The following is a 20,261-nucleotide window of genomic DNA, read 5'->3' as shown; positions in this document are numbered from 1 at the left end:
TCCTCTACTGCCTCGATGACCAGGGCAGACAGCCCCGCAAATACCACACCCGCAAGATCGTCGATCTTCAGCACGGCCCAGCCTGGCAGGGATCACTCAGTGCCACCACCGATTACGGGCCAGAGCCGTTAGTTTTACAGTCCCCGGTGCGCTGCGCGAAGTAGTCGTTGTCGCTCATGAGGTTCTGTCCTTCCGGTTGGCGGTACCGGTCGATGCCGTGATCATGGACAGGGTGCCGACGCCATCCTCTGGTGCAGCGGTTCGATTGGCGTCGGCTCTGCTGCGGGGCCGTTGGCGATGGCCTTCTCGACCACCGCGTACGGCCAGGGAACCATCTGGTCGGAGATGGTGACCTTCGCATCCCTGGTGCATTTGGCGCAGGCGATGCCAAGGCCGAAGTCGACCAGGGGGAATCGGGCCGGCCAGTGCTCGGCGAACACCTCGTGGAGATCCGGCCGGTCGGGGGCGGTGATGGGCGGCGGGTCGGTCACGATCGTGACGACGTGTGTCTCGGTGGTCGTTGAGCTGCGGCCGTTCCAGACCCAGACGGGGGCCTCGTAGACGGCCGCGCGGCGGGTGGCGCGCTGCTCCACGCGGACCTCGTGCCGTCCGCTGACGTCTTCAAGGCCGTTGGCCTCCAGCCAGTTGGCGACCGCCTCCACCTCGTCGGCGTCGGCGTACAGGGCGAAGAACACGGGCAGCGCCCAGACGACGGGACCCGGCTCGTCATCACCGAGGCGCTCGCATCGCCGCTCGGCCTCGCGGCGCTCCTCCTCGGCTTCCCGCTCTGCCTGCCGCTGGGCCTGTTCGGCCTGCTGTTCCGCGCGAGCCATCACGGCCTGCCGGTCGTAGCCGTCGGGGTCGGTGGCGGACTCGCGGACCTGGGCCTGCTCGGCAGCCTCGCGGCTGGGGTGGCCGCAGGACAGCCCTCGCGGCCCTGTCCGGGATGGAACGCGAATACATCCGCGACCGCACCTGGAAGGCCACGAATCCGCCCGCGCCCGCGGCAAGGCCATCGGCGGCGCCGCCGTCACCGACGAGAACATGCTGTCCATGGCCCTGCACCTGCGCGGCCAGGACCCAGCCTGCGCGACATCGCCGCCCGGCTCGTCATCACCAGCGGCAAGAAGAAGGGACGTCACCCCTCTGCGGCCACGGTCATGCGCATGCTGCGCGACCACGATCAGCAGGCCGCGACGTGATCGGCCCGGGTCCCAGCCCTCGATGGACAGTGCCGGCGAAGTGAACAAGACCGCAACCCACAACGTGCGGTCTACGCTGGCGGTATCTCCATCCGGCAACCTGGGGAAGCGCACGTCAAGCTGATCAAGGAGAAGCGCCCGAGCCGGATCTCGCCCTCCTCCTGTCGAGGCTGCGGCGTCTGGAAGTGGCGCGGCGCCGGGTGTGACCTGCCGGGACCCCGCAGGCGGGCCTGCGTGACACCGACGACGGACGCCGGCGCAAACCCGGTGTCCGACCCCGTGATCTTCCTCCCCTGGGAAGGCGCCGCCTCATGTCCGGTCCCGACCACGAAGATTCCCCCGCCCGCACGATCGTGCCTCCCGACCTTTCCGAGCTGACCGAGCTGACCGAGATCCTGCTGGCCACCAGCGATGTCGAACGCGCGCTGGGCGAGCTGGCCGGCATCGCCGCCGGAATCACGCCGGACGCGCCGATGGCCGGGGGGACGCTCCGGCACGCCGAGCACGTGATGACGGTCGCCTCCTCCGACGCGCACGCCCTCATGATCGACACCGATGGGGCACCTACACCGCCCAGATGCTCGCCCATGGCGTACGCAGCGTCTACTCCCACCCGCTGATCGCCCGCGAGCAGGCCATCGCCGCGCTGAACCTGTACTCCCCGCGCACCGGCCACCACGCCTTCACCCCGCCCGTCCGGCACGCCATCGACGTCACCGCCCGCCACACCGGGCTGCTGCTGCACGCCGTGCTTCGCTCCGCCCACCAGGCCACCCTCACCGACCAGCTCCGCCAGGCGCTGGCCCACCGCGAGGTCATCCACGAAGCGATGGGCATCATCATGGGCCAGCAGCACCGCACCTCCCGGCAGGCGTTCGAAATCCTGCGGCGCACCTCCCAAAACCGCAACCGCCGGTCTTCGACATCGCCACCGACATCGTCGAGGCCATCACCGGCGGCCCGGTCATCACCGCCCCGTTCATCGACCCGGAGGCGTGAGGCGCGCCTCCTGCTGCGGGTGACCATCAACCGGCGCGCCACCAACCCACCACGAAACGACCTCGCGACGACAGAAGTGATCATGGGGGCATCTGCTTGACTACTGCGCCAGCGACGTCTCGGAAAGGAGGGCGGCACCGCGAGGCGCGCATGCCCCTACCCCAAGAGGATCGCCTCAGCGGCACGGCGGCAAACCGGATGGACCGGATGGCCATCGGCGTCCAGCCCCTCCACCAGGCGGTCATCGGTCACCACGATGTCCCACTCGCCCGGCGCGACCATGCCCACCACCAGCCCCGGCAGCCACGGCCACGACGCCTCATCGGTGTCGCCGGCCGTCAGCGGGTGGCGGACCTGCACCGGCGACGCGTCCGGGAACGGGTTCGCCTGCCGGGCCAGCGCTCCCGCCAAGGTCTCCACGCCCAGCTCCAGGTCCGGCTTGGCCAGCGTCTTGTTGATCGTGCCCGCGACCAGCTCATCGGCCAGCACCAGGATTACCGTGTTGCTCGCCGCGAATGCGCCGTATCAGGCCAGGTTGCCGGCCGGGATCCGGGCGGGGGCGAACCACTCCTGGATCCAGTTCGGGTAGGCGACCGGTGGCCGGCTGACCTCGTCGAGTTCGGCCAGATCCGGCTCGGTGAGGGCCAGGTCGACGGCGGCGATGTTGTCGGTGAGCTGCTCCAGCTTGCGTGCGCCGACGATGACGCTGGTGACGGCGCGCTGGGCGAGCAGCCAGGCGATCGCGACCCGAGCGGGGCTCACCTCGTGCCGCGCGGCGACCGTCCGCAGCACATCGAGCACCCTGAACCCCTTCTCCTCGTCGAACGGTACGAAGTCGAAGCCGTTCCGGGCTCGGCGGGATTCCGGGTCGGTGGTCACCCCGCCGCGGTCGAACTTGCCCGTGAGGAACCCGCCGGCAAGTGGTTGCCACACCGTCAGGCTCAGCCCCGCGTCCTCGGCCAAGGGCACCAGGTCACGCTCGGCGTCGCGCGACAGCAGCGAGTAGCACGCCTGATTGGCGACGAACTGCGCGTGGTTGTGCAGTGCGGAGATGCCCAACGCCTTGCTGATCTGCCAGGCGGCCAGGTTGGAGCAGCCGATGTAGCGGACCTTGCCCTGTCGTACCGCGTCGTCGAGCGCGCTCAGCGTCTCCTCGATCGGCGTCACGTGGTCGTAGTTGTGGATCTGGTAGAGATCGATGTAATCGGTCCCCAGCCGGCGCAGGCTGTCCTCCAGGGCCCGCATCACGTGCAGACGGGAAAGCCCCTGGTCGTTGGGCCCCGGCCCGACCGGAGCGATCAGCTTGGTGGCGAGCAGCACGTCCCGCCGGCGCTGCCCGATCGCCCGGCCGAGCAGTTCCTCGCTCTCGCCGTCGGCGTAGACGTCGGCGGTGTCGATGAAGTTGATCCCGGCGTCGAGGGCCGTGCCGACGATCCGGTCCACGTCCTCCTGCCCGAGGGCCCCATGGGTGCGGTACACCGGGTGCTCCTTGCCGCCGAACGTCATCGCGCCCAGGGAGACCTCTGAGACCCAGACCCCGGTACGTCCCAACAAACGATATTTCACCAGTTGTCCCTTACTGCAGATCCGTCCGGTCCACCGGCAGGCGACCGGGCGTCTCTCGCTTTTCCGATCACTACGTCCGGACATTGTGTCCGAAAATTACCCTACACGATGTCCGGGCGGTGCGTAGTGCGACGTTCGCCGCCGGACGACAACCGTAGGATCAGGACATGCCTTCGATCACTCGACGACGCACCGCGAATGTCGGCCGCCCCACCTCGGCCGAGGCGGACATCCTGGCTGCGACGCAGCGTCTCCTGATCAACGGCGCGAACTTCACCGAGCTCGGTGTGCAGCAGATCTCCACCGAGGCCGGCGTCGCCCGCTCGACCTTCTACAGCCACTTCCGCGACAAGATCGACCTGCTCATGCGGCTGGCCACCGAACTCATGAGCTCATCCTTCGACGTCACCTCGGCCTGGAAACCATCGGACGGTGTCGAACGTCTTGAGGACGCCTTCCTGCAAGTGGTGAAGGTCTATCGGAAGCACGCCGCCGTACGCCGGGCGCTCGCCGAGGTCGCCACCTACGACGCGACCGTGCGTGACTTCTGGAACGCGGAACTCAACCAGTTCACGAACTGGACGATCACGCTACTCCGCGCCGAACAGGACGCGGGCCGCACCCCCGCCGACCTCGACCCGGCGAGCGCCACCCGAGTGATCGTCATGGGCGGCGAACGGGCCCTCGTCGACCACGTCACCACCGGAGATCCCGGCAGCGACGCCGCGTTCGCCCGCGAGATGGCACTGACCTGGTGGTACGGCGTCTACCGCCGCCCGGCAGGCTCCAGTAAGTAACCGCTTCTGGCGCAGGTTAGTCGGACGCCCCGCTCCCATCACCATTCCGCCCAAACCGTCACTCAACGTACGCCGACGAGACCGGCTTGGCGGGATCCTCCACAAACTGGGTCTACGCGTGAGTTCCGGTGCCGGTTGCGCATGACTTTGGGTGCCACTGTGTAGCCGGATGGTGACGGTTCGGCGTGGCGGTGGGACGCTCGATGCGCTTGGCGTCGCAAGGGGGCGCTGATGGCGCGGATGACCAAGGTGGAGAAGTACGCGGCGATCGATGTCCTGAGAAAACTGGGCCAGCCAGTATGGAGGTCTGCCCCAACAGTCGGAAGAGGTCTTGAACCACGAGGTCTATGCGCTCATCCGGGCGGCCACGAGCCGATATCGCCTCAAAGGGGCTTGGCCGGTCTGAGTTCCACGACTGGGGTGGCGTCCACACCGAATTCCATGAACTCATCGTCGTGGACCGGGCTAGCAGAAACCTGACTCTGATCATCGCAGCTGACGACTGACAGCACCGCGCCGGGCCGACTGTGGGGTGGACGCCGAAGGCCCATCCACATGTCCGGCCGGCGCTCCAGCCTGAAGCACCTCAAAGCCTTGGCGCCGATAGAAGGCCTCCAGATTCCAGCCATCGCAATCTCGGAAGTGGATTCAAAGGTTCTCCCGAGACTCTGCGATGCACAATCTGGGATGTCCGACCTGGAGGCGACTTCCCAGATTTGTCGACGACCTATCACGACGTCAAATGATCCAAGTCACACTCACGACCGCGGCGGCCACCCCGGTCATGCGCACACCCGACGACGGCATCCCCCGCAGCCGCTTCCGTCCCTCGGTGCACGTGTCGATCTGGAGCCGAACGCCGGCGTCACCCGTTGAGGATGTCGCCGTGCGGCACGTTCGGCGTGCCGTACACCTGCTCGGTGTAGGCCGCGTACGCCTTAGGCGCCGCCTCCATGATGGAGTCGCGCTCGTCCGGCGGCAGCGTGCCGGCGGCCTCCTGAACGGTCTGCGGGGAGCCCTCGTGGGTCAGCATGCCCAGGATCACCAGCGCCTTGTCCTGCGGCATGGTCTCTACGTTTCTCGCGGTCATCTCGTACCACTCGGCCGCGGTGATGTACTTCTCGACCAGCGGAAGGACCTGCCGCTCCTCGGCGTCGAGGTGCTCGAGCACCGCCGGGACCATCCGGTCGAGGATCTCGGCCAAGGCCGTACCCACCGCGGCCTCGCCGGTGCCGCGCCAGGCCACCAGCGCCGCCTCGAGTTCGGTGATGGCTGCGGCGAGCCGCTCGTGCTGCTCCTCCATCAGGTGGACCGACGGGATCTCCTCCGGGCATCGTTCCAGCAGCCTCGGCCAGATGCTCGCGTCCTCACCTTGGTGATGGTGGTGCAGCATGAAGCTGATCAGTTCGACGTGGCCGGCGATGAGTTCGACTCGCTCCCGGTCCCCGTCGGCCACCCCTCGGGCCAGTTCGGCGAGCGGCCCGAACTCTCGCCTGAACGCGTCATGCACCATGAGCATCTCGCGCGTCTTCGCGCCAGGCGCACTCTCGATCATTTATTACTCCCCTGGAATGTTGAAAACTTGACGCGCCTACAAGCGGATTCTCGCCGTCTTCGGCGAGACCGGCGGCTCCCTGCGCGCCCGCGACCTGGCGTGGCCGTGGATCTGCCGCTGACGCAGAACGACATCCAGAAGGTCCGCGTCAAGCGCAAGCGCCTGGTCAGCCGTGGCCGTGTGGCTGCTCAGCGACCGCGCCTCATACGTGACCGGCGCCATTGTCCCGGTCGACGGCGGCGCCGACGCCCGAACGGAGCGGCCCGGGCCGACGCAGCCGTCGGCACGTCGCGGCAGGTTGCACAGTTCGTCGGACGTACGGCGCGGGGCGTCCGACGCTCATGCGGCTGACGCCGGTTGGTGGCGGCGTCGGGGCGGCCGCCCTACCTCCTGCCGGCGTCGATATTCAGGTTCACGCCGGTCACGGCTGGGTTCTCCAACAGGAAAACACAGCCCCCCACAATGTCCCGCATGGTCGGCAGCACCCCGGTGAGCGTCCGCTGCCGAGCCCCTTCCAGGATCTCGGTCTTTCCCGCCCAGTACGGGCTGTCGCCTACCGCACCCGGGTGGACGGAGTTCACCCGGACCGGAGCCAGTTCCGCAGCGAGCGTGGTCACCAGTCCTGCCACCGCGGCATTCACAGTCGTGACGGTGGTGGAGCCCGGGTAGGGGACGTCCTTGGCGAAGCCGCCGAAGAGCAGCACCGAACCGGTGCGGGAAATCCTCGAACCCAGCGCGTGAACCACCTCCGTGTACCCCACGACCTTCGTCACCGCCAGTTCGGTTGCCCCGGCTATGTTGTAATCGGTGACCGTGTTGGCGTCCCGCTTCATCCCGGCCAGCACTACCGCGTCGACGGTCTCGATACCGCTCAGGGCCTGCGCGATGCCCACGGGCGCCGACAGATCGACGGCGATACCGCGCACTTGGCCGCCACCGGCCACGCCAGAAAGCTCATGGGCGACCTTCTCGGCGCGTGCGGCGTCCCGTCCAGCGATCACCACCGAAGCCCGGCGAGACGCATACTCGGCCGCCAGCTCGCGGCCGATGCCAGCCGTACCACCAATGATCAGAAGGTTCTTTGCCATGGATTCCTCGTCAGTAACTGGGCCGAGGACGAGAGTGGCGTCCTGGGCAGGGTGGTGGACACGAGCACCTCGCGTCTCCATCCATAGTAGCTTTCCTTTAGATATCGACTTGCGGTATGAAGTTAGCGGACCTTCTGCCCTCACGCAAGTCGCTATCCATTGGTAAGCTGTTGGCGTGTCCACGTACGAGCCTGATTTCTGCCCCCGCTACCACAAGACGGTTGAGATGATCGGCCGCCGGTGGGCAGGGGTGATCCTGCGCGAACTCCTGCGGGGAGCCACCCACTTCCGGCAGATCAGCGACGCCATCCCCGACATCACCGACAAGCTGCTGTCAGAACGGCTCAAGCGCTTCGAGAGCGAAGGCGTCGTCGAACGCATCGTCATCCCCACCACCCCGGTGACCATCGAGTACCGGCTCACGGAAAAAGGCCGCGCTCTGGAGGCGGCCGTCCAGGAGATCTCCGCCTGGGCCGAGACCTGGCTGCCCGCCGAGGAGGAATCGACCACGGTCAAGGCCGGCGAGTAACAGCACGCATGCCACGGCCGCCGAGAGGTGCGAGCGCGGCAACGCGCCGCTCTGGCACCTGCGGGCCGCCGGCATCGGCTTGAAGTTCCCCACCGACGAAGTGCAGGGCTCTCCCAGCCCCCTCCGGACTCCTGTTCACCGTGTTCAGCCTGTCGGGCAGGAAAGCGTCTGGCATGGCGGGTTGGGCACGGGGGCGCCTGCCGCCCCATCCTGACCGAAGACCCAGCACGCCAGAGGTTGCTCCACAGCTACGATGGGGCGCTCATACGTGGCCGCGAACACAGCGTCCGTTTCCGCTCCCTGACAGAAGGCGGACCCTGCCTGAGTGCCCCGGCTTGACCCATTGTGCGCTGACCGCCGCCCGAAACACTTCGACCGGCCCTGAGCCGTCTGGTTTGAGGGTTGGCGCGGCTCTTCCAGCCGTCTGCCGGTGCCGCACCCGCGAGGTTCGTGGACGTCCGCGTCACAGGCGGGAGAGGCGGAGACCCGCTCGCTTACCGATGGATAGCGACTTGTAATCAGGTGGAGGCCTGAGCTAGCTTCAACTGGACACTTTCAAATGGAAAGTGACTATCCATACAGAAGACGAGACGGACGACCACCTACGACGCAGCGAGCCCCGCCCCGCTGATCCGCGCAGAAATCGCAGATCTTCGGCGGTGCGCACCCCCGGCAGCGTCGCCGACCTGGCGGACGCGCACCCCGGCGCCTTCCTGCCCCTCCCCTTCGAAGCCCGCGACGTCGCCGCGGCGCCCGCCCCCGTGCAGGCCGCGATCAACCGGTTCGGCCAGGTCGACGTGCTGGTCAACAACGCAGGACGGGCCGTGGTCGGAGCGGTCGAAGAGGTCGGCGACGAGCAGTTGCGCGAGCTGATGGACCTGCACCCGTTCGGCCCCGCCGCCCTCGTGCGGGCGGTGCTGCCCGGCATGCGCACCCGCGGCTCCGGCACCATCGTGCAGATGAGCAGCCAGGGCGGGCGCATGTCCTTCCCGGCGTGTCGGCCTACTCGGCGTCGAAGTTCGCCCTCGAAGGCTGGTCGGAGGCGCTGGCCGGAGAGGTCGCACCGTTCGGCGTCCGCGTGATGATCGTCGAGCCGAGCCGGTCCCGCACTGGCTTCAACGGCGCCGACGTGCTGGAGTTCGCCGAGCCGTCGGAGACCTACCGCCAGGTGCTGGCCGCCGTGCGCGCCGACATGGCCGGCACCGACGGCCGCCAGGAAGGCGACCCGGCGCGGGCGGCCGAGATCATCGTCTCGCTCGTGCACGGCGAGGAGGTGCCGCTGCGGCTGCCACTCGGGCGCGAGGCGGTCGAGCGCATCTCCGGCGTCTACCGGCGCGGCCTGGCCGAGACCGCCCGCTGGGCCGAGGCCGCCCAGGCCGCCGACTTCGCCGACGCGCCCGCCTCGGTCCGGCCCGTCTAGGCTGTGCCGACTTCACGACCAGTCGTTTTCCCGCCACTTCCCATCTCCTGCTGGCCGGGAGGGCGCACTGCGGCGACGACACGAAACACGTCCTCCATATCCGCCGCTAGAAGGACGACCCGCATGTAGGCAACGGCCTGACGGAGATCTGGACGCGTCTGATGGACGCCCCGGCGCGGCCAGGCATCATAGAACGCCAGGCCGGGCACGCTGTTCCGCTCCCGCTCCCCCATCCCGCCGGCTGAGGAAGAGCACGAGGTCCCGCTTTGACCTTCAAGCTACTTGAAGGCAGACAATCGCATGCATGGATGACACTGACGCGTGGATGAGCATCGGCGTCTTCGCGAGCCGGGTAGGGCTGGCTCCGAGCGCTCTGCGGTTCTACGACGACTGCGGCGTTCTGCGTCCTGACCACGTGGATGACGTGACCGGCTACCGCTACTACTCCCCGAACCAGGAGGCCCGCGCGGTCCTGGTGCGGCGGCTACGCGAAGCCGGGATGCCACTCACTGACGCTTCAGTGGTGCTCGACGGTACCCGCGAGGAAGCCCTCGCCATTCTGGAAGGACACGCCAGAAGGGCTCGAGAGAGCGCGGCATCGGCCCAGTCGGCCATCGAGGAGATCCTGCGTGATCTGCCGGGCGGTACGCAGCAGGGCACCATACAACTCGGCGGAGCAGAGCTGGCCAGCGCCGTACGCCAGGTCGCCCCGGCAGCGGCGTCCGCTTCGACGCTGGAGGCATCCCCGGTACTCGGTTGTGTCCTGATCGAAGTGGAATGCCAGGAGGTGCGGTTTGTTGCCACGGATCGCTACCGGTTGGCGGTCCGTGCGCTGCGGCCCTCCTCCATCGAGGGCCATCCGGGTCGCTTCCTGGTCGACGTTTCGGAGATGAAGAAGATCGCGTCCCAGGCCATGCACCTGTCGGATATCAGGATCGAGGTGAACCAGCAAGGAGTGCGGCTCCACGGTGCCGGTGTTTCCCGTGATTTTCCAACCGTCGACGGGACGTTCCCGGACTGCCGGATGATCCTCGACAACCTGCCGATCGCTCGGCACCGGGTCATCGCGGACCGGGCCGCTCTTCGGCAGGCGATCGTCGCCGCCGGACACGACGGGCCGCTCATCCTGCATGCCGACGAGCAGCACTTGACTCTCCACTCCCGCGGTGCGGCCACCTCCGCGCCGGCCGCCATCTGCACAGGGCCGCCTGTACGCATCGCCTTCGACCCTGGAGTCCTTCTTCTGGCGCTCGATGCGGGCGTCGGCCCCGATGTTCTGCTGGAGATCTCGTCGCCGACCCAGCCCGTGGTCGTCCGCTCCGCTGACCAGGGCAGCTTCACCACCTTGGTCATGCCGGTCCGCGACGACCCGGCTGACGCATGACGCTTCACCTACCCATCCGAGAAAGCGAGACCATGGACCCCGACAACCCCGTCGTCAGGCTGTGCACCCAGGGCATGCAGGCCGAGGCCGAAGGCCGGGACATCGATGCCAAGGGCTTCTTCCAGCAGGCGTGGGAGATCGCCGGCGACGACTACGAGGCGTGTATCGCCGCCCACTACCTCGCGCGGCACCAGTCCACGCCCCAGCAGACGCTGCACTGGAATCAGGAGTGCCTGAACCGCGCGGATCTCGTTGCCGACGACCGAGTCAGGGGCTTTTACGCCTCCCTGCACGTGAACATCGCCAAAGCGTACGGAGATCTCGGCGAGCCCGACAGGGCACGCGAACACTTCGAACGGGCAACCGCCCACATAGACGACGTTCCGCCGGGACAGTACGCCGACTGGACCCGAGTAGCGATCGCCGAGGGACTACGCTCCACCGGCGCGCGGCGGCCCCGGGAAGCCGACGCTCTCTTGGCAGCGCTGTTCACGAAGTTCTGCGAACGCGGCGACTTCAAGGCCTTGGGGCTGGTGCTGCCGGCGTATCTCGCAGATCTCGGGACAGAGGATGACCGAGTACGGCTCACTACGGCCTTGCACATGGTTCATGCCGCCCGTTGGTTGCCGGAAGACGAACAAGACACCCTCAGCGAGGCCATCAGTTCGTTGACCAGCGTGGTCACGGTCGCCTGAGGGGCCCCGGCCGCGACAGCCGTCAAACCGGCCCAGCGTTCCAGCCAGGCGAGGTGGCCCCTGACGCCGGCGTCAAGGCGACGCTCGGCCAGTGAGACTGCCTCAGGGGCCGGCTTCCGGCAGTCGCGGGTCCGGCGGGGACGGTCGTGCTCCTTCCCGCCGTGGACGCAGCTTGACGTGGGCTGCCGGCGTCAACGGCGAAGGTCATGGGTTCGGCGACAGCATGAGCAACGCAATCAAGATCGCCAAGCGGGCTCTCCGGCTCCTGCGATCGTGATGCGGCCGCGCCGAGCACCAGGCCGGGCCGAGACCCGGCGTACCGAAGAGTCGCACTGTCCGTGGATGACGCCCGGGGTGCTTGACCTTGACGACCGTGTAAACGAGTAGCCTCGCTGGCTGCCATGGATGTGAAACCGGCGACGGACCCTGCGACAAGCCGCTTCACCGGTGTCGGGATCCAGGCCGGCAACTAGGAAAGGTGTCCTCTGCCCTCGTGACTCGTCTGACTTTTGAGCAGTACTGCGATGCGGTCGAAGCCGTGGACACGCGCTTCGTCGAATTGGTGGCGGGCGCCGATCCGGACACGCCGCTGCCCACCTGTCCCGGCTGGACGCTCGCTGACCTGATCAAGCATCACGGCACCACCCACCGATGGATGGAGCACCTGGTACGCCGTCGCGCGACCGAGCGCGTCTGGTCCCGGGACGTACCGCTCGACCTGCCTGCCGACACGGCGGCCTACCCGGCCTGGCTGGCGCGCAGTGTCGAGCTGTCGCTGCGCACGCTTCGCGGCGCCGACCCCGATACCCCGACCTGGACCCACGGAGCCGACCAGCATGTGCGGTTCTTCCCGCGTCGCCTGCTGTATGAGGCAGTCGTCCATCTCGCCGACGCCGAGCTCGCTCTGGACCGCACTCCGCATATCGCCCCCGGCATCGCCGCCGACGGATTCGACGAGTTCCTTGAGAACCTGCCGTACTACTCGTGGGTCGCCGAACGCGTGAGCCGGCTGGATCGCGACGGCGAGAGGCTGCGGTTCTCCTCCACCGACACCGACGACAGCTGGCTGATCACGCTCGGGAACGGCTGCACCTGGGAAACCGGTCACGATGATGCTCCCGCGACGGTCGCCGCGCACGGGTCGTCGGGCGATCTCCTGCTGCTGATCTACGGGCGCCTGAAGCCCGGCGACGCCGATCGCTTCCTCGTGACCGGGAACGGCGACCTGCTCACTTCATGGCTGGCCGCCACTGCGCTATGAGATCGATGTCTGTCCGAGGCATTCGATGAACGCCGTGCGCGTCGGCGCCGACAAGGCGGCCGAGCCGTTCAACGCCACCCCCGAACGCGCGACCCCACGGTCCGCAACGCTGACCCATCCCCGCACTGCCGCCTGGCCGTCAGGCAACGCATCACGCGGCACAACACCGAAGGAGACATCATGATGAGTGAAGCACTGTCCGACGCGGAGCTGGCGCGCTCTCTTCACGGCGGATTCGTCAGCAGGCACGCCGAGGTCAACGGAACACGGCTCCACTACGTGACGGGCGGACAGGGCGGGCCCCTGGTCCTGCTGGGCGGATGGCCGCAGACGTGGTGGGAGTTCCACAAGATCATGCCGTCGCTCGCCGAACGCCACCGCGTGATCGCCGTCGACCTGCGCGGCATGGGCGGCTCGGACAAGCCCGCCCACGGCTACGACAAGAAGACGATGGCCGCCGACATCCTCGAACTCGTCCGCCTCCTGGGATACGACCGGGTGGACATCGCCGGCCACGACATCGGCGGCATGGTCGCCTACGCCTTCGCCGCCAACCACCCGGCCCACGTCCGGCGCGTCGCGCTGCTGGACATCGCCCACCCCGACGAGCGCTTCTACGCCTACTCGCTGCTCCCCCGCCCCGGGCGCCAGCAGGTGGACGGCGACATCCACGCAGGCCCCGGCCGGTTCCTGTGGTGGTTCGCGTTCAACCAGGTGCCCGGCCTGCCGGAACGCCTGCTCGCCGACCGTTCCCGAGACCTGATCGACTGGATGTGCGACTACCTGGTCGAAGATCCCTCCTCCATCGGCGACCGCGACCGCGACATCTACGCCCACGCCTACTCCACCCCGGACGCCGTCCGCGCGGGCAACGCCTGGTACCGGGCTTTCGGGCAGGACATCGCCGACGAGAAGACGTACGGAAAGGTCACCGCCCCGCTGCTCGGCCTGGGCGGCGGAGAAGGAGGACACCTGCTCCTCCAAACGGTGCTGCCGGACAAGGGCACCGACGTCGAGGTCGTGCCCGTGCCCGGCAGCGGCCACTACATCCCCGAGGAGCAGCCGGAGCTCGTCATCGAGCACCTGACCCGCTTCTTCGCCTGACACCTCACCGGGACGGCAGGCTTCGGCGCTCCCTGTCCACCAGGCCGAGGACAGCACGAACAATCCCACCCTGCTGCCCGGTTCCAGCATGCACGATGTGGCGCCTGGAGCGCTACCGGCCAGCGTCAACGCCGCCGCTCACCGCAAACCCGGCAGCTGGGGGGTCGAGGAACGGGGGGACCGCCATGAGCGGTACGGGCTGTTCGAGCAGGTCAAGGCGGCGCACGACCCAACAGTGTCGAGTCGCCTCCCGACTCGACCTGGCGGACATGGTCCAGCCCACTGCCGCGATCTGGAGAGTTTCCCGCGGATCGCTCGTCCACGAATCGGCACGTCAAATGCTTCGGCGAAGAGGTCCAGTCCTTCCGGCAGACTCCTGACCCCGGTCAGCTTCACATCGAAGGGCAGATTGAACGGGATCGGATAGGAGATCAGCTGTACGACCTGGTCCGGCAAGGGCACGCCATGAATCTTCTCGGCCTGGAGCCTGATCTTCCCGTCGGTCACCTCAACCCGCAGCTCGGCATTGAACTGCACCTTGTTCGCCCCGATCGTGACCTCCCCCGAGGCCGTGAGCCGTCGCCCGTTACCGCCGATCTTCACCCCACTCGGCGCGAACTCGTCGATCGTCGCCCTGGACAGGGTGCCGCTGACGCTCACGCGACCGGCCTGGACACGGGCTTGGTTCCGCAGGACGTCGGCCAGGGGCGCCGTCACGTCATACGCGGCGCCCCGCACGTTCCTGACCTGCACGCTGCCGTAGCTGAAGGTGCCGAGATCGAACCGCACCTCTGGATAGCGCCCCGACACGGCCTGCGTGAGAAACGGGATGCCCTCGATCGACACGGCCGACGTGCCGGAAAGGCTGGGAACGGCGGCGATTCTGTTCGCCAGGTCACGCTCGACGCTCGCCACGGCGGCCCGGTCGACGATGAGGAGGACAACGAGCGCCATCAGGAAAACGATCACCTTGCGCATGGGGCACTCCGCACGCGTCGGCAGCCGCGTAAGTCCTCGGCCGCCGTTCCGGCATCACTCATCCGTCGATCTCGGCCCGCTGCGCGAGCGACCTGGAACGGAAGGCGGCGACCAGGAACCCGGCCGACCCCAGCCCCAACAATCCGACCCCCCACAACCCGACCATCATGAGCTGGGGAAACATCGCCAGCATGACCGGCGAGAGCACCACCACGCTCCGGCGCCCCACCGCAGACCGTGCGGCCACTCCGCAGACCACCGCACTCAGCCCGAGCGGGAGCAGTTCGGGCGGCACTCCGGCCTCCCACAGGGCACTCCCCAACTGCCCTGTCACGACGACCACCGCCAGAGCCGCCCCGGACCAGGCCAGGATTCGCCCGCGCCCCACCAGTGACAGCCCTCGCCGCGGCTGCGACACCCCCGTCAGCGCCGCCGCCACCACGAAAGAGCTGACGATGCCGCTGGTCGCCACCGTCGCGCCCAAGGAGCCCCATCCGTAGACGCCTGTGGACAACATCGACGCGGCGACCATGCCGACGCTGCACAGGATCGCCCAGATCCACGCGACCACCGCGGCGGGCCGGCGGCGACCGGTCCAGGCCAGAAAGATGACCAGGATGCCGAGCAGGAGCGGCGCACCGCCGATGCCGAACTGAAGCTGGCAGGTGAGCAACACGATGGGGCCGACCACCGCGACGACGCGCATCGCATCCCGCCACCGCGCCGCGGACTCCGGCCCGACCGCCCAGCGCACGCGGATCGCGGCGGCCCCCTTGGCGAGGTCGAGGACGTCACGCGGCTCCGGACGACGGCCCGCAGCCCGGCGACGGAGGCGGTCACGACGATGGCGCCACCTCCGGCCTCCCGCAGGGCGGGGACGGCGGCCCTGATGCCCAGCATCGGCCCGCGCAGGTTGACCGCGAAGATCCGCTCGGCCGCGGCGACCGCGCGCGGGTCCTCCCACGGCAGCGTGCCGCCGGTCCCGGCGTTGAGCACGACGCCGTCCAGCCGCCCGTACGTCTGAACGGCCAGCTTCACGGCGGCCTGGTTGACCGCCTCCTCCGCCACGTCCCCCGCCAGCGTCACCACCCCCGCCAGGTCGCGCAGCGCGGCTAGGGCGTTGCCGTCGAGATCGACCGCCACGATGCGGGCCCCCTGGTCGAGCAGCAGGTCCACAGCGGCGCGGCCAATCCCGGACGCCGCCCGTGACGAGCACCGCGGCTCCCGCAGCCAGATCGAGTTCGCTCATGCCTCGACGGTACGAGGAGGACGAACAAGAAGTTCAACATTAACTACTTGCTATACATGGAATCCCATCCGAGATCCTTGCGGCCCCGATGTAGGCCGGGCTAGATTCCCTACTATGCCTACGGGGAAGGTCACTAATATGACGCTCCCCGGCCCGGCTCTCGCGGGAGGGAGGGATCGGACCGGCGGGATCGCCCTCAACGGCGCGGGCGAGGACACCGGACCGGAGGGCTACTCGGGGTCGGGCCGGTCGACGACCGGCAGGATCGTCACGGGGCCTGAACAGGCCACGGGCGGCGCGGTGCCACCCTGCGGCACCACGCAGAACGCGCCAGGCTGGAGCGCCCGCCCTACCCGGCCCCGTCCCAACGCCCCACAGCGGCGCCGCACCCGTGCCGGGCGCGAAGGAGATCGGCGCCTCGTTCAAGCTGTACGAGAGCAAGGACCCGACCGTCATCGCCCAGAACCTCGACGCCGCCGTCAGGGCGAAGCCCACCGTGATCGTCGGCGTCGGCTTCCCCTTCGACGACCCGTTCTCTACCGTTCCCAGGCAACACCCGGGGCAGAAGTTCCTCCAGGCCGGCTCCTGAGCCAGGGATCTCCCAGTGACCGGCCGGGACGGCAAGTCACGCCGGAGGCCCCGGAAGCGGCCCGCCCGCGACGGGCGGCAGCCGGCACGCTTGACCGACTCGCCGCGGTCTCGAACGGCTCCATGGGGCGTGACCCCCCGGCGGCCTCAGACGGGGGAGCGGAGCCGGCGCTCGGCCGGTGGGATCAGCAGTACCTCCAGCGCGCGGGCGCAGGCCCGCGCGTGCGTGACGAACCAGCCGATCCGCGTGTCGCTGATGACCAGCGGCGTGGAACGCACGGCCAGCGCGTAGCGTACGTGGTTCTGCCGGTCGAGCACCGGCACCGCGACGGTGCGGATGCCGTCGCCCGACTCCTCGTCGTTGAGCGCGTACCCGGACTCGCGCACGCGGGCCAGCTCGGCGCGCAGTTCGGCGTGGTCCACGATGGTGCGGCCGGTCAGTGCCCGCAGCGGCCCGAGCGCCTCCAGATCGACGCATCCCTCCGGGTCCCAGGCCAGCAGCACCTTGCCCAGCGCCGTGGAGTGCAGGGGGCGGCGCAGGCCGACGCCGCTGTCGGGGTTGAGCGAGCCGCCGCTCAGGATGACCGCGTGCCGGTCGTTGCGGACGGCCAGGTCCACGGTGGCGGAGGTGATCCGGGCCAGCTCGGCCAGCTCGGGGGCGATGCGGTGCAGGCCGCGCCGGTGAAAGGAGAGCTGCCCCAGATCGGTGATCGACGGCCCCAGCCGGTAGCGGCCGGTGCGTGCCTCCTGCTCCAGAAAGCCCGCGCCGGTCAGCGTTCTGGCCAGGCGGTGCGTGGTCGAGGTGGACAGCCCCATCTGCGCGACAGGTCGGACAGGCTGAGCGCGGCATCGCCGCCGCCGAAGCAGCCGAGCATGCCGATCGCTCTGCGCACTGACTGGACGCCGCCGTCTGCTGCCATGCGGGAAACTCCGTCTTCCGAGTAGGGAGATCCGGGACCAGGTGAGAGCCGGTCAGGCCGGGAACGCTTCCCGCATCGCGGGATATTCTTTGCATTTCCTACCAAATTACTAGCAAAATCTGCTCCATGACCACAGCCGCACTCGACGCCATCTGGTTCACCCGCTGTCCCGTGCCCACCGCGACGGGCATCGCGGCCGACCAGGGCTGGCTGGCGAGAGAGTTCGCCGATGACGGGATCGAGGTCCGCTCGCTGCAGGACGACAGCCCCGGCGTGCCCCGCGAAACCCACTACACCCACGCCCTGACCGGCCTGTTCCGCGAGGGCGGCAACGTACCGGCGCTGTGGGCACGTTCCCGTGGCGAGGCGACCAGGCTCGTCGGTCTCACCTGGATCGAGGAGCGGCAGGTCGTGCTGGTTCGCGGCGGCACCGCCCTGGAGAGCCCCGAGCAGCTCAAGGGCTTGCGACTGGCGGCGCCCCGGCATCGCATCGCCATCGACTTCTGGCGGGCCATGGCCCTGCACGGCTTCCACGGCGCGCTGTCTCTGGCCGGGCTCGGGCTCGGTGACGCTGAACTGGTGGACGTCGAGGCCGAGCCCGGCGGCGGTCAGTGGGAGGCGGAGCTGGCCGCGCTGGCCGCCGGCCGGGTGGACGCGGTCTACGTCAAGGGCGCGCTCGCCGTGGAGGCCGCCCTGCGCCATGGCGCGGAGGTGGGCATCGACCTGGACGCCGTGCCGGACCGGCGCGCCCGGATCAACAACGGCACCCCCCGTCCGATCACCGTGCACCAGCGCCTGCTGGACGAGCATCCGGAGGTGGTGGCCCGCTTCCTGGCCGTGCTGCTGCGCGCCGCGGACTGGGCCGCCGGGCACCCGGCCGAGGTGGCCAGGATCCTGGGAGCGGAGACCGGCGCCGGCGCGGCCGGCGTGGCCGCGGCCTATGTCCCCGGCGCCTCGCTCCACCTCGACCTGTCCGCCGAACGCCTCGACCTGCTGGCCGAGCAGGAGCGCTTCCTGCGCGGCCACGGCTTCCTCGAATCGCCTGTGGACGTCGCGGCCTGGGCCGACCATGCCCCGCTTCAAGGAGTCACCCATGCGTAAGCTGCTGCTTGCCCTTCCTCTCACCCTCCTGGCCGCGGCCTGCGGCGGCGGAACCGGCGCCACCACCGCGCAGGAGCAGGTGATCGTCCGGATCTCCGACCCCGGCAACAGCGGCTTCCTGGCCGTCGCGAAGAAGGACGGCAGCCTGGACGCAGCCCTGGCCAAGGTCAATGCCAAGGTCAAGTGGGCCGGCGACTTCTCCGTGTTCGCCCCGGCCGCCCAGGCCATCAACGCGGGCTCGCTCGACATCGCCACCGGCTCGATCACCTCCGGCGTCACCGCGCTGGCCGTCAAGCCCAGCTTCAAGATCTTCGCCACCGTCCCCCCCGACCTGGCCGGGGAGGGCATCGTGGTGAAGAACGGCTCGCCGATCAGATCCGTGGCCGATCTGGCCGGGCGCAGCGTGGCCGTCGGGCACGGCGGCACCAGCGAGTATCTGCTGCTCAAGGCGTTGCAGACGTTCAACGTGCCGGTCGAGAAGGTCAAGCGGGTCTACCTGCAGCCGCCGCAGACCGCGCCGGTCTTCGGCTCGGGCGAGGTGGATGCCTGGTCCACGTTCTCCACCTTCCTCATCCCCGCCGTCACCGACCTGGACGCCCGGATCCTGGCCGACGGCGAGGCGATCAAGTCCGACAACTACGTGATCTACGTGGCCGCCAACAAGCTGCTGCAGGAGCATCCCGAGGTGGTCAAGGCCCTGTTCGAGTTCATCAAGGAGGGCAGCGCCAAGGAGATCGCCGATCCCGCCGCCTATGTGAACGTCTTCACCCGGACGGGCCCGCAAGCCGTGCAGGGCAAGCAGAAGGACCTGGTGGTCGACATCCAGAAGAAGGGCAAGCCCGCCCAGGCGGTCACCGCCGCCGAGATCGCGAAATATCAGGACGTGGCGGAGTTCTTCCTCGACCAGAAGGTGCTCACCGCGCCGCTGGACGTCTCCCAGCACGTCGTGGACGTGACCACGCTCGGAGACGCGAAGTCATGAGCGTGGCCACCACCCGTACGGAGGCCGGTGTCGAAGGGCTGGTCGCGCCCGAGCCGCCGCGCTCGGCCGGCCGCCACCCGGCCGCCACGTTCGCGCTGCGCGCCATCGGCCCCGTCCTGCTGCTCACCGCCTGGTACGCGGCCAACGCCACCGGCGCCCTGACCGAGGATGTGCTCGCCGGCCCGCAGGACGTCGCCAAGACCTTCGCCGAGCTGTGGACCGACGGCCAGCTCCCCGAAGCGCTGCGCGTGTCGGTCACCAGGGCCGGGCTCGGCCTGCTGCTGGGCGCTTCCACCGGGCTGGCGCTGGGCGTCGTCTCCGGTTTCACCCGGCTCGGCGAGGAGCTCGTGGACTCCTCGATGCAGGCTCTGCGCGCCATCCCGTTCCTGGCGCTGACCTCGCTGTTCATCGTGTGGTTCGGGATCGAGGAGGCGTCCAAGATCCTGCTGATCGGGGTGGCCTGCACGTTCCCCATGTACATCAACGTCTCCAGCGGGGTGCGCAACGTGGACCGCAAGGTCGTCGAGGCCGCCCGCTCGTTCGGTCTCGGCCGGCTGGCCATCGCCCGCGAGGTCGTGCTGCCGGGGGCGCTGCCGTCCATCTTCGCCGGGCTGCGGCTGTCCACCACGCTCAGCGTGATCGCGCTCATCGCCGCCGAGGAGATCAACGTGACGGCCGGGCTCGGCTACCTCATGGCCCGGGCCACCGACTACCTGCGCACCGACATCCTCGCGCTGTGCGTGCTGCTGTACGCGGTGATCGGGCTGATCGCCGACCTGACCCTGCGGCTGGCCGAGCGGGTCACGATGCCCTGGCGCAGGGCGGTGACGATCCGATGAGTCT

General features: G+C 68.9%; 21 protein-coding genes and 2 pseudogenes. 14 read left to right on the top strand and 9 right to left on the bottom strand.

All coding sequences use genetic code 11. The annotated features are described in order from the left end of the window. Positions 1 to 221: 221 nt before the first annotated feature. On the bottom strand, positions 222 to 1,055 hold the full coding sequence (locus tag ACTWPW_RS50750; protein ID WP_443173100.1) for a hypothetical protein: 834 nt from the start codon (positions 1,053 to 1,055) through the stop codon (positions 222 to 224). Between the two features lie 458 nt (positions 1,056 to 1,513). On the opposite strand from ACTWPW_RS50750, the gene ACTWPW_RS50745 reads away from it, so the two are divergent. Together ACTWPW_RS50745 and ACTWPW_RS50740 are read left to right on the top strand one after the other, a co-directional pair. Then, the gene (locus tag ACTWPW_RS50745; RefSeq protein WP_443173099.1) at positions 1,514 to 1,822 is read left to right on the top strand and encodes a hypothetical protein; all 309 of its coding nucleotides are present in this window, start codon (positions 1,514 to 1,516) and stop codon (positions 1,820 to 1,822) included. Beyond that, positions 1,780 to 2,301 carry an ANTAR domain-containing protein gene (locus ACTWPW_RS50740; RefSeq protein ID WP_443173098.1) on the top strand — a complete coding sequence of 174 codons (522 nt, stop codon included), beginning with the start codon at positions 1,780 to 1,782 and terminating at the stop codon, positions 2,299 to 2,301. The genes ACTWPW_RS50745 and ACTWPW_RS50740 overlap by 43 nt, the downstream gene beginning before the upstream one ends. Positions 2,302 to 2,357: 56 nt before the next feature. Here ACTWPW_RS50740 and ACTWPW_RS50735 read toward each other — a convergent pair whose 3' ends face one another. Beyond that, positions 2,358 to 2,690, bottom strand: coding sequence for a hypothetical protein (locus tag ACTWPW_RS50735; protein WP_443173097.1), 333 nt, complete (start codon positions 2,688 to 2,690; stop codon positions 2,358 to 2,360). 36 nt (positions 2,691 to 2,726) lie between these two features. Beyond that, positions 2,727 to 3,767, bottom strand: coding sequence for an aldo/keto reductase (locus tag ACTWPW_RS50730; protein WP_443173096.1), 1,041 nt, complete (start codon positions 3,765 to 3,767; stop codon positions 2,727 to 2,729). Positions 3,768 to 3,934: 167 nt separating this feature from the next. On the opposite strand from ACTWPW_RS50730, the gene ACTWPW_RS50725 reads away from it, so the two are divergent. Then, the gene (locus tag ACTWPW_RS50725; RefSeq protein WP_443173095.1) at positions 3,935 to 4,564 is read left to right on the top strand and encodes a TetR/AcrR family transcriptional regulator; all 630 of its coding nucleotides are present in this window, start codon (positions 3,935 to 3,937) and stop codon (positions 4,562 to 4,564) included. Positions 4,565 to 5,429: 865 nt separating this feature from the next. Here ACTWPW_RS50725 and ACTWPW_RS50720 read toward each other — a convergent pair. Then, positions 5,430 to 6,119, bottom strand: a complete 690-nt coding sequence (locus tag ACTWPW_RS50720; RefSeq protein ID WP_443173094.1) for a hemerythrin domain-containing protein — start codon at positions 6,117 to 6,119, stop codon at positions 5,430 to 5,432. 383 nt (positions 6,120 to 6,502) lie between these two features. Beyond that, positions 6,503 to 7,207: an SDR family oxidoreductase gene (locus ACTWPW_RS50715; RefSeq protein WP_443173093.1), complete on the bottom strand. Its 705-nt coding sequence runs from the start codon at positions 7,205 to 7,207 to the stop codon at positions 6,503 to 6,505. Between the two features lie 175 nt (positions 7,208 to 7,382). Here ACTWPW_RS50715 and ACTWPW_RS50710 point away from each other — a divergent pair, with 175 nt between their 5' ends. From ACTWPW_RS50710 to ACTWPW_RS50680, 7 genes and pseudogenes are all read left to right on the top strand, one after another. Continuing rightward, complete coding sequence (locus tag ACTWPW_RS50710) at positions 7,383 to 7,736, top strand: winged helix-turn-helix transcriptional regulator (protein ID WP_443173092.1); 354 nt, start codon at positions 7,383 to 7,385, stop codon at positions 7,734 to 7,736. Between the two features lie 566 nt (positions 7,737 to 8,302). After that, positions 8,303 to 8,796: pseudogene (locus ACTWPW_RS50705) on the top strand (SDR family NAD(P)-dependent oxidoreductase); the annotation flags it as partial. 21 nt (positions 8,797 to 8,817) lie between these two features. Further along, entirely contained in the window at positions 8,818 to 9,156 is a 339-nt protein-coding gene (locus tag ACTWPW_RS50700; protein ID WP_443173102.1) for a hypothetical protein, read from the top strand. Between the two features lie 304 nt (positions 9,157 to 9,460). Next, entirely contained in the window at positions 9,461 to 10,540 is a 1,080-nt protein-coding gene (locus ACTWPW_RS50695) for a DNA polymerase III subunit beta family protein (protein ID WP_443173091.1), read from the top strand. 32 nt (positions 10,541 to 10,572) lie between these two features. Continuing rightward, complete coding sequence (locus ACTWPW_RS50690; RefSeq protein ID WP_375118688.1) at positions 10,573 to 11,235, top strand: hypothetical protein; 663 nt, start codon at positions 10,573 to 10,575, stop codon at positions 11,233 to 11,235. Between the two features lie 493 nt (positions 11,236 to 11,728). Further along, complete coding sequence (locus tag ACTWPW_RS50685) at positions 11,729 to 12,496, top strand: maleylpyruvate isomerase family mycothiol-dependent enzyme (RefSeq protein ID WP_443173090.1); 768 nt, start codon at positions 11,729 to 11,731, stop codon at positions 12,494 to 12,496. 180 nt (positions 12,497 to 12,676) lie between these two features. Continuing rightward, the gene (locus ACTWPW_RS50680) at positions 12,677 to 13,600 is read left to right on the top strand and encodes an alpha/beta fold hydrolase (RefSeq protein WP_443173089.1); all 924 of its coding nucleotides are present in this window, start codon (positions 12,677 to 12,679) and stop codon (positions 13,598 to 13,600) included. A gap of 138 nt (positions 13,601 to 13,738) precedes the next feature. Here ACTWPW_RS50680 and ACTWPW_RS50675 read toward each other — a convergent pair whose 3' ends face one another. From ACTWPW_RS50675 to ACTWPW_RS50665, 3 genes and pseudogenes are all read right to left on the bottom strand, one after another. Continuing rightward, a complete protein-coding gene (locus ACTWPW_RS50675) occupies positions 13,739 to 14,578 on the bottom strand; it encodes an LmeA family phospholipid-binding protein (protein WP_443173088.1) in 840 nt (279 codons plus the stop codon). 58 nt (positions 14,579 to 14,636) lie between these two features. Continuing rightward, on the bottom strand, positions 14,637 to 15,284 hold the full coding sequence (locus tag ACTWPW_RS50670) for a hypothetical protein (RefSeq protein ID WP_443173101.1): 648 nt from the start codon (positions 15,282 to 15,284) through the stop codon (positions 14,637 to 14,639). A gap of 155 nt (positions 15,285 to 15,439) precedes the next feature. Next, positions 15,440 to 15,721: pseudogene (locus ACTWPW_RS50665) on the bottom strand (SDR family NAD(P)-dependent oxidoreductase); the annotation flags it as partial. Positions 15,722 to 16,218: 497 nt separating this feature from the next. Between ACTWPW_RS50665 and ACTWPW_RS50660 the strand changes: the two are divergent. Continuing rightward, entirely contained in the window at positions 16,219 to 16,416 is a 198-nt protein-coding gene (locus ACTWPW_RS50660) for a hypothetical protein (RefSeq protein WP_443173087.1), read from the top strand. A gap of 146 nt (positions 16,417 to 16,562) precedes the next feature. Here the strand turns inward: ACTWPW_RS50660 and ACTWPW_RS50655 are convergent, their stop codons facing one another. Continuing rightward, positions 16,563 to 17,231, bottom strand: coding sequence for an IclR family transcriptional regulator (locus tag ACTWPW_RS50655; protein WP_443173086.1), 669 nt, complete (start codon positions 17,229 to 17,231; stop codon positions 16,563 to 16,565). A 230-nt stretch (positions 17,232 to 17,461) separates the two neighbouring features. Between ACTWPW_RS50655 and ACTWPW_RS50650 the strand changes: the two genes are divergently transcribed. Genes ACTWPW_RS50650 through ACTWPW_RS50640 form a run of 3 tightly spaced genes read left to right on the top strand, consistent with a single transcriptional unit; the run spans position 17,462 to position 20,257 of the window. Further along, the gene (locus ACTWPW_RS50650; RefSeq protein ID WP_375118682.1) at positions 17,462 to 18,436 is read left to right on the top strand and encodes an ABC transporter substrate-binding protein; all 975 of its coding nucleotides are present in this window, start codon (positions 17,462 to 17,464) and stop codon (positions 18,434 to 18,436) included. Further along, on the top strand, positions 18,429 to 19,418 hold the full coding sequence (locus tag ACTWPW_RS50645; protein WP_443173085.1) for an ABC transporter substrate-binding protein: 990 nt from the start codon (positions 18,429 to 18,431) through the stop codon (positions 19,416 to 19,418). Before ACTWPW_RS50650 ends, ACTWPW_RS50645 begins: the two co-directional genes overlap by 8 nt. Continuing rightward, entirely contained in the window at positions 19,415 to 20,257 is an 843-nt protein-coding gene (locus ACTWPW_RS50640) for an ABC transporter permease (protein ID WP_443173084.1), read from the top strand. Before ACTWPW_RS50645 ends, ACTWPW_RS50640 begins: the two co-directional genes overlap by 4 nt. The last annotated feature ends 4 nt before the right edge of the window (positions 20,258 to 20,261 follow it).

The organism is Nonomuraea sp. KM90, assembly GCF_052246675.1.
Lineage (GTDB): Bacteria > Actinomycetota > Actinomycetes > Streptosporangiales > Streptosporangiaceae > Nonomuraea.
Note: the sequence above shows the minus strand (reverse complement) of the source record. Positions and strands in the feature narration are given on the sequence as shown.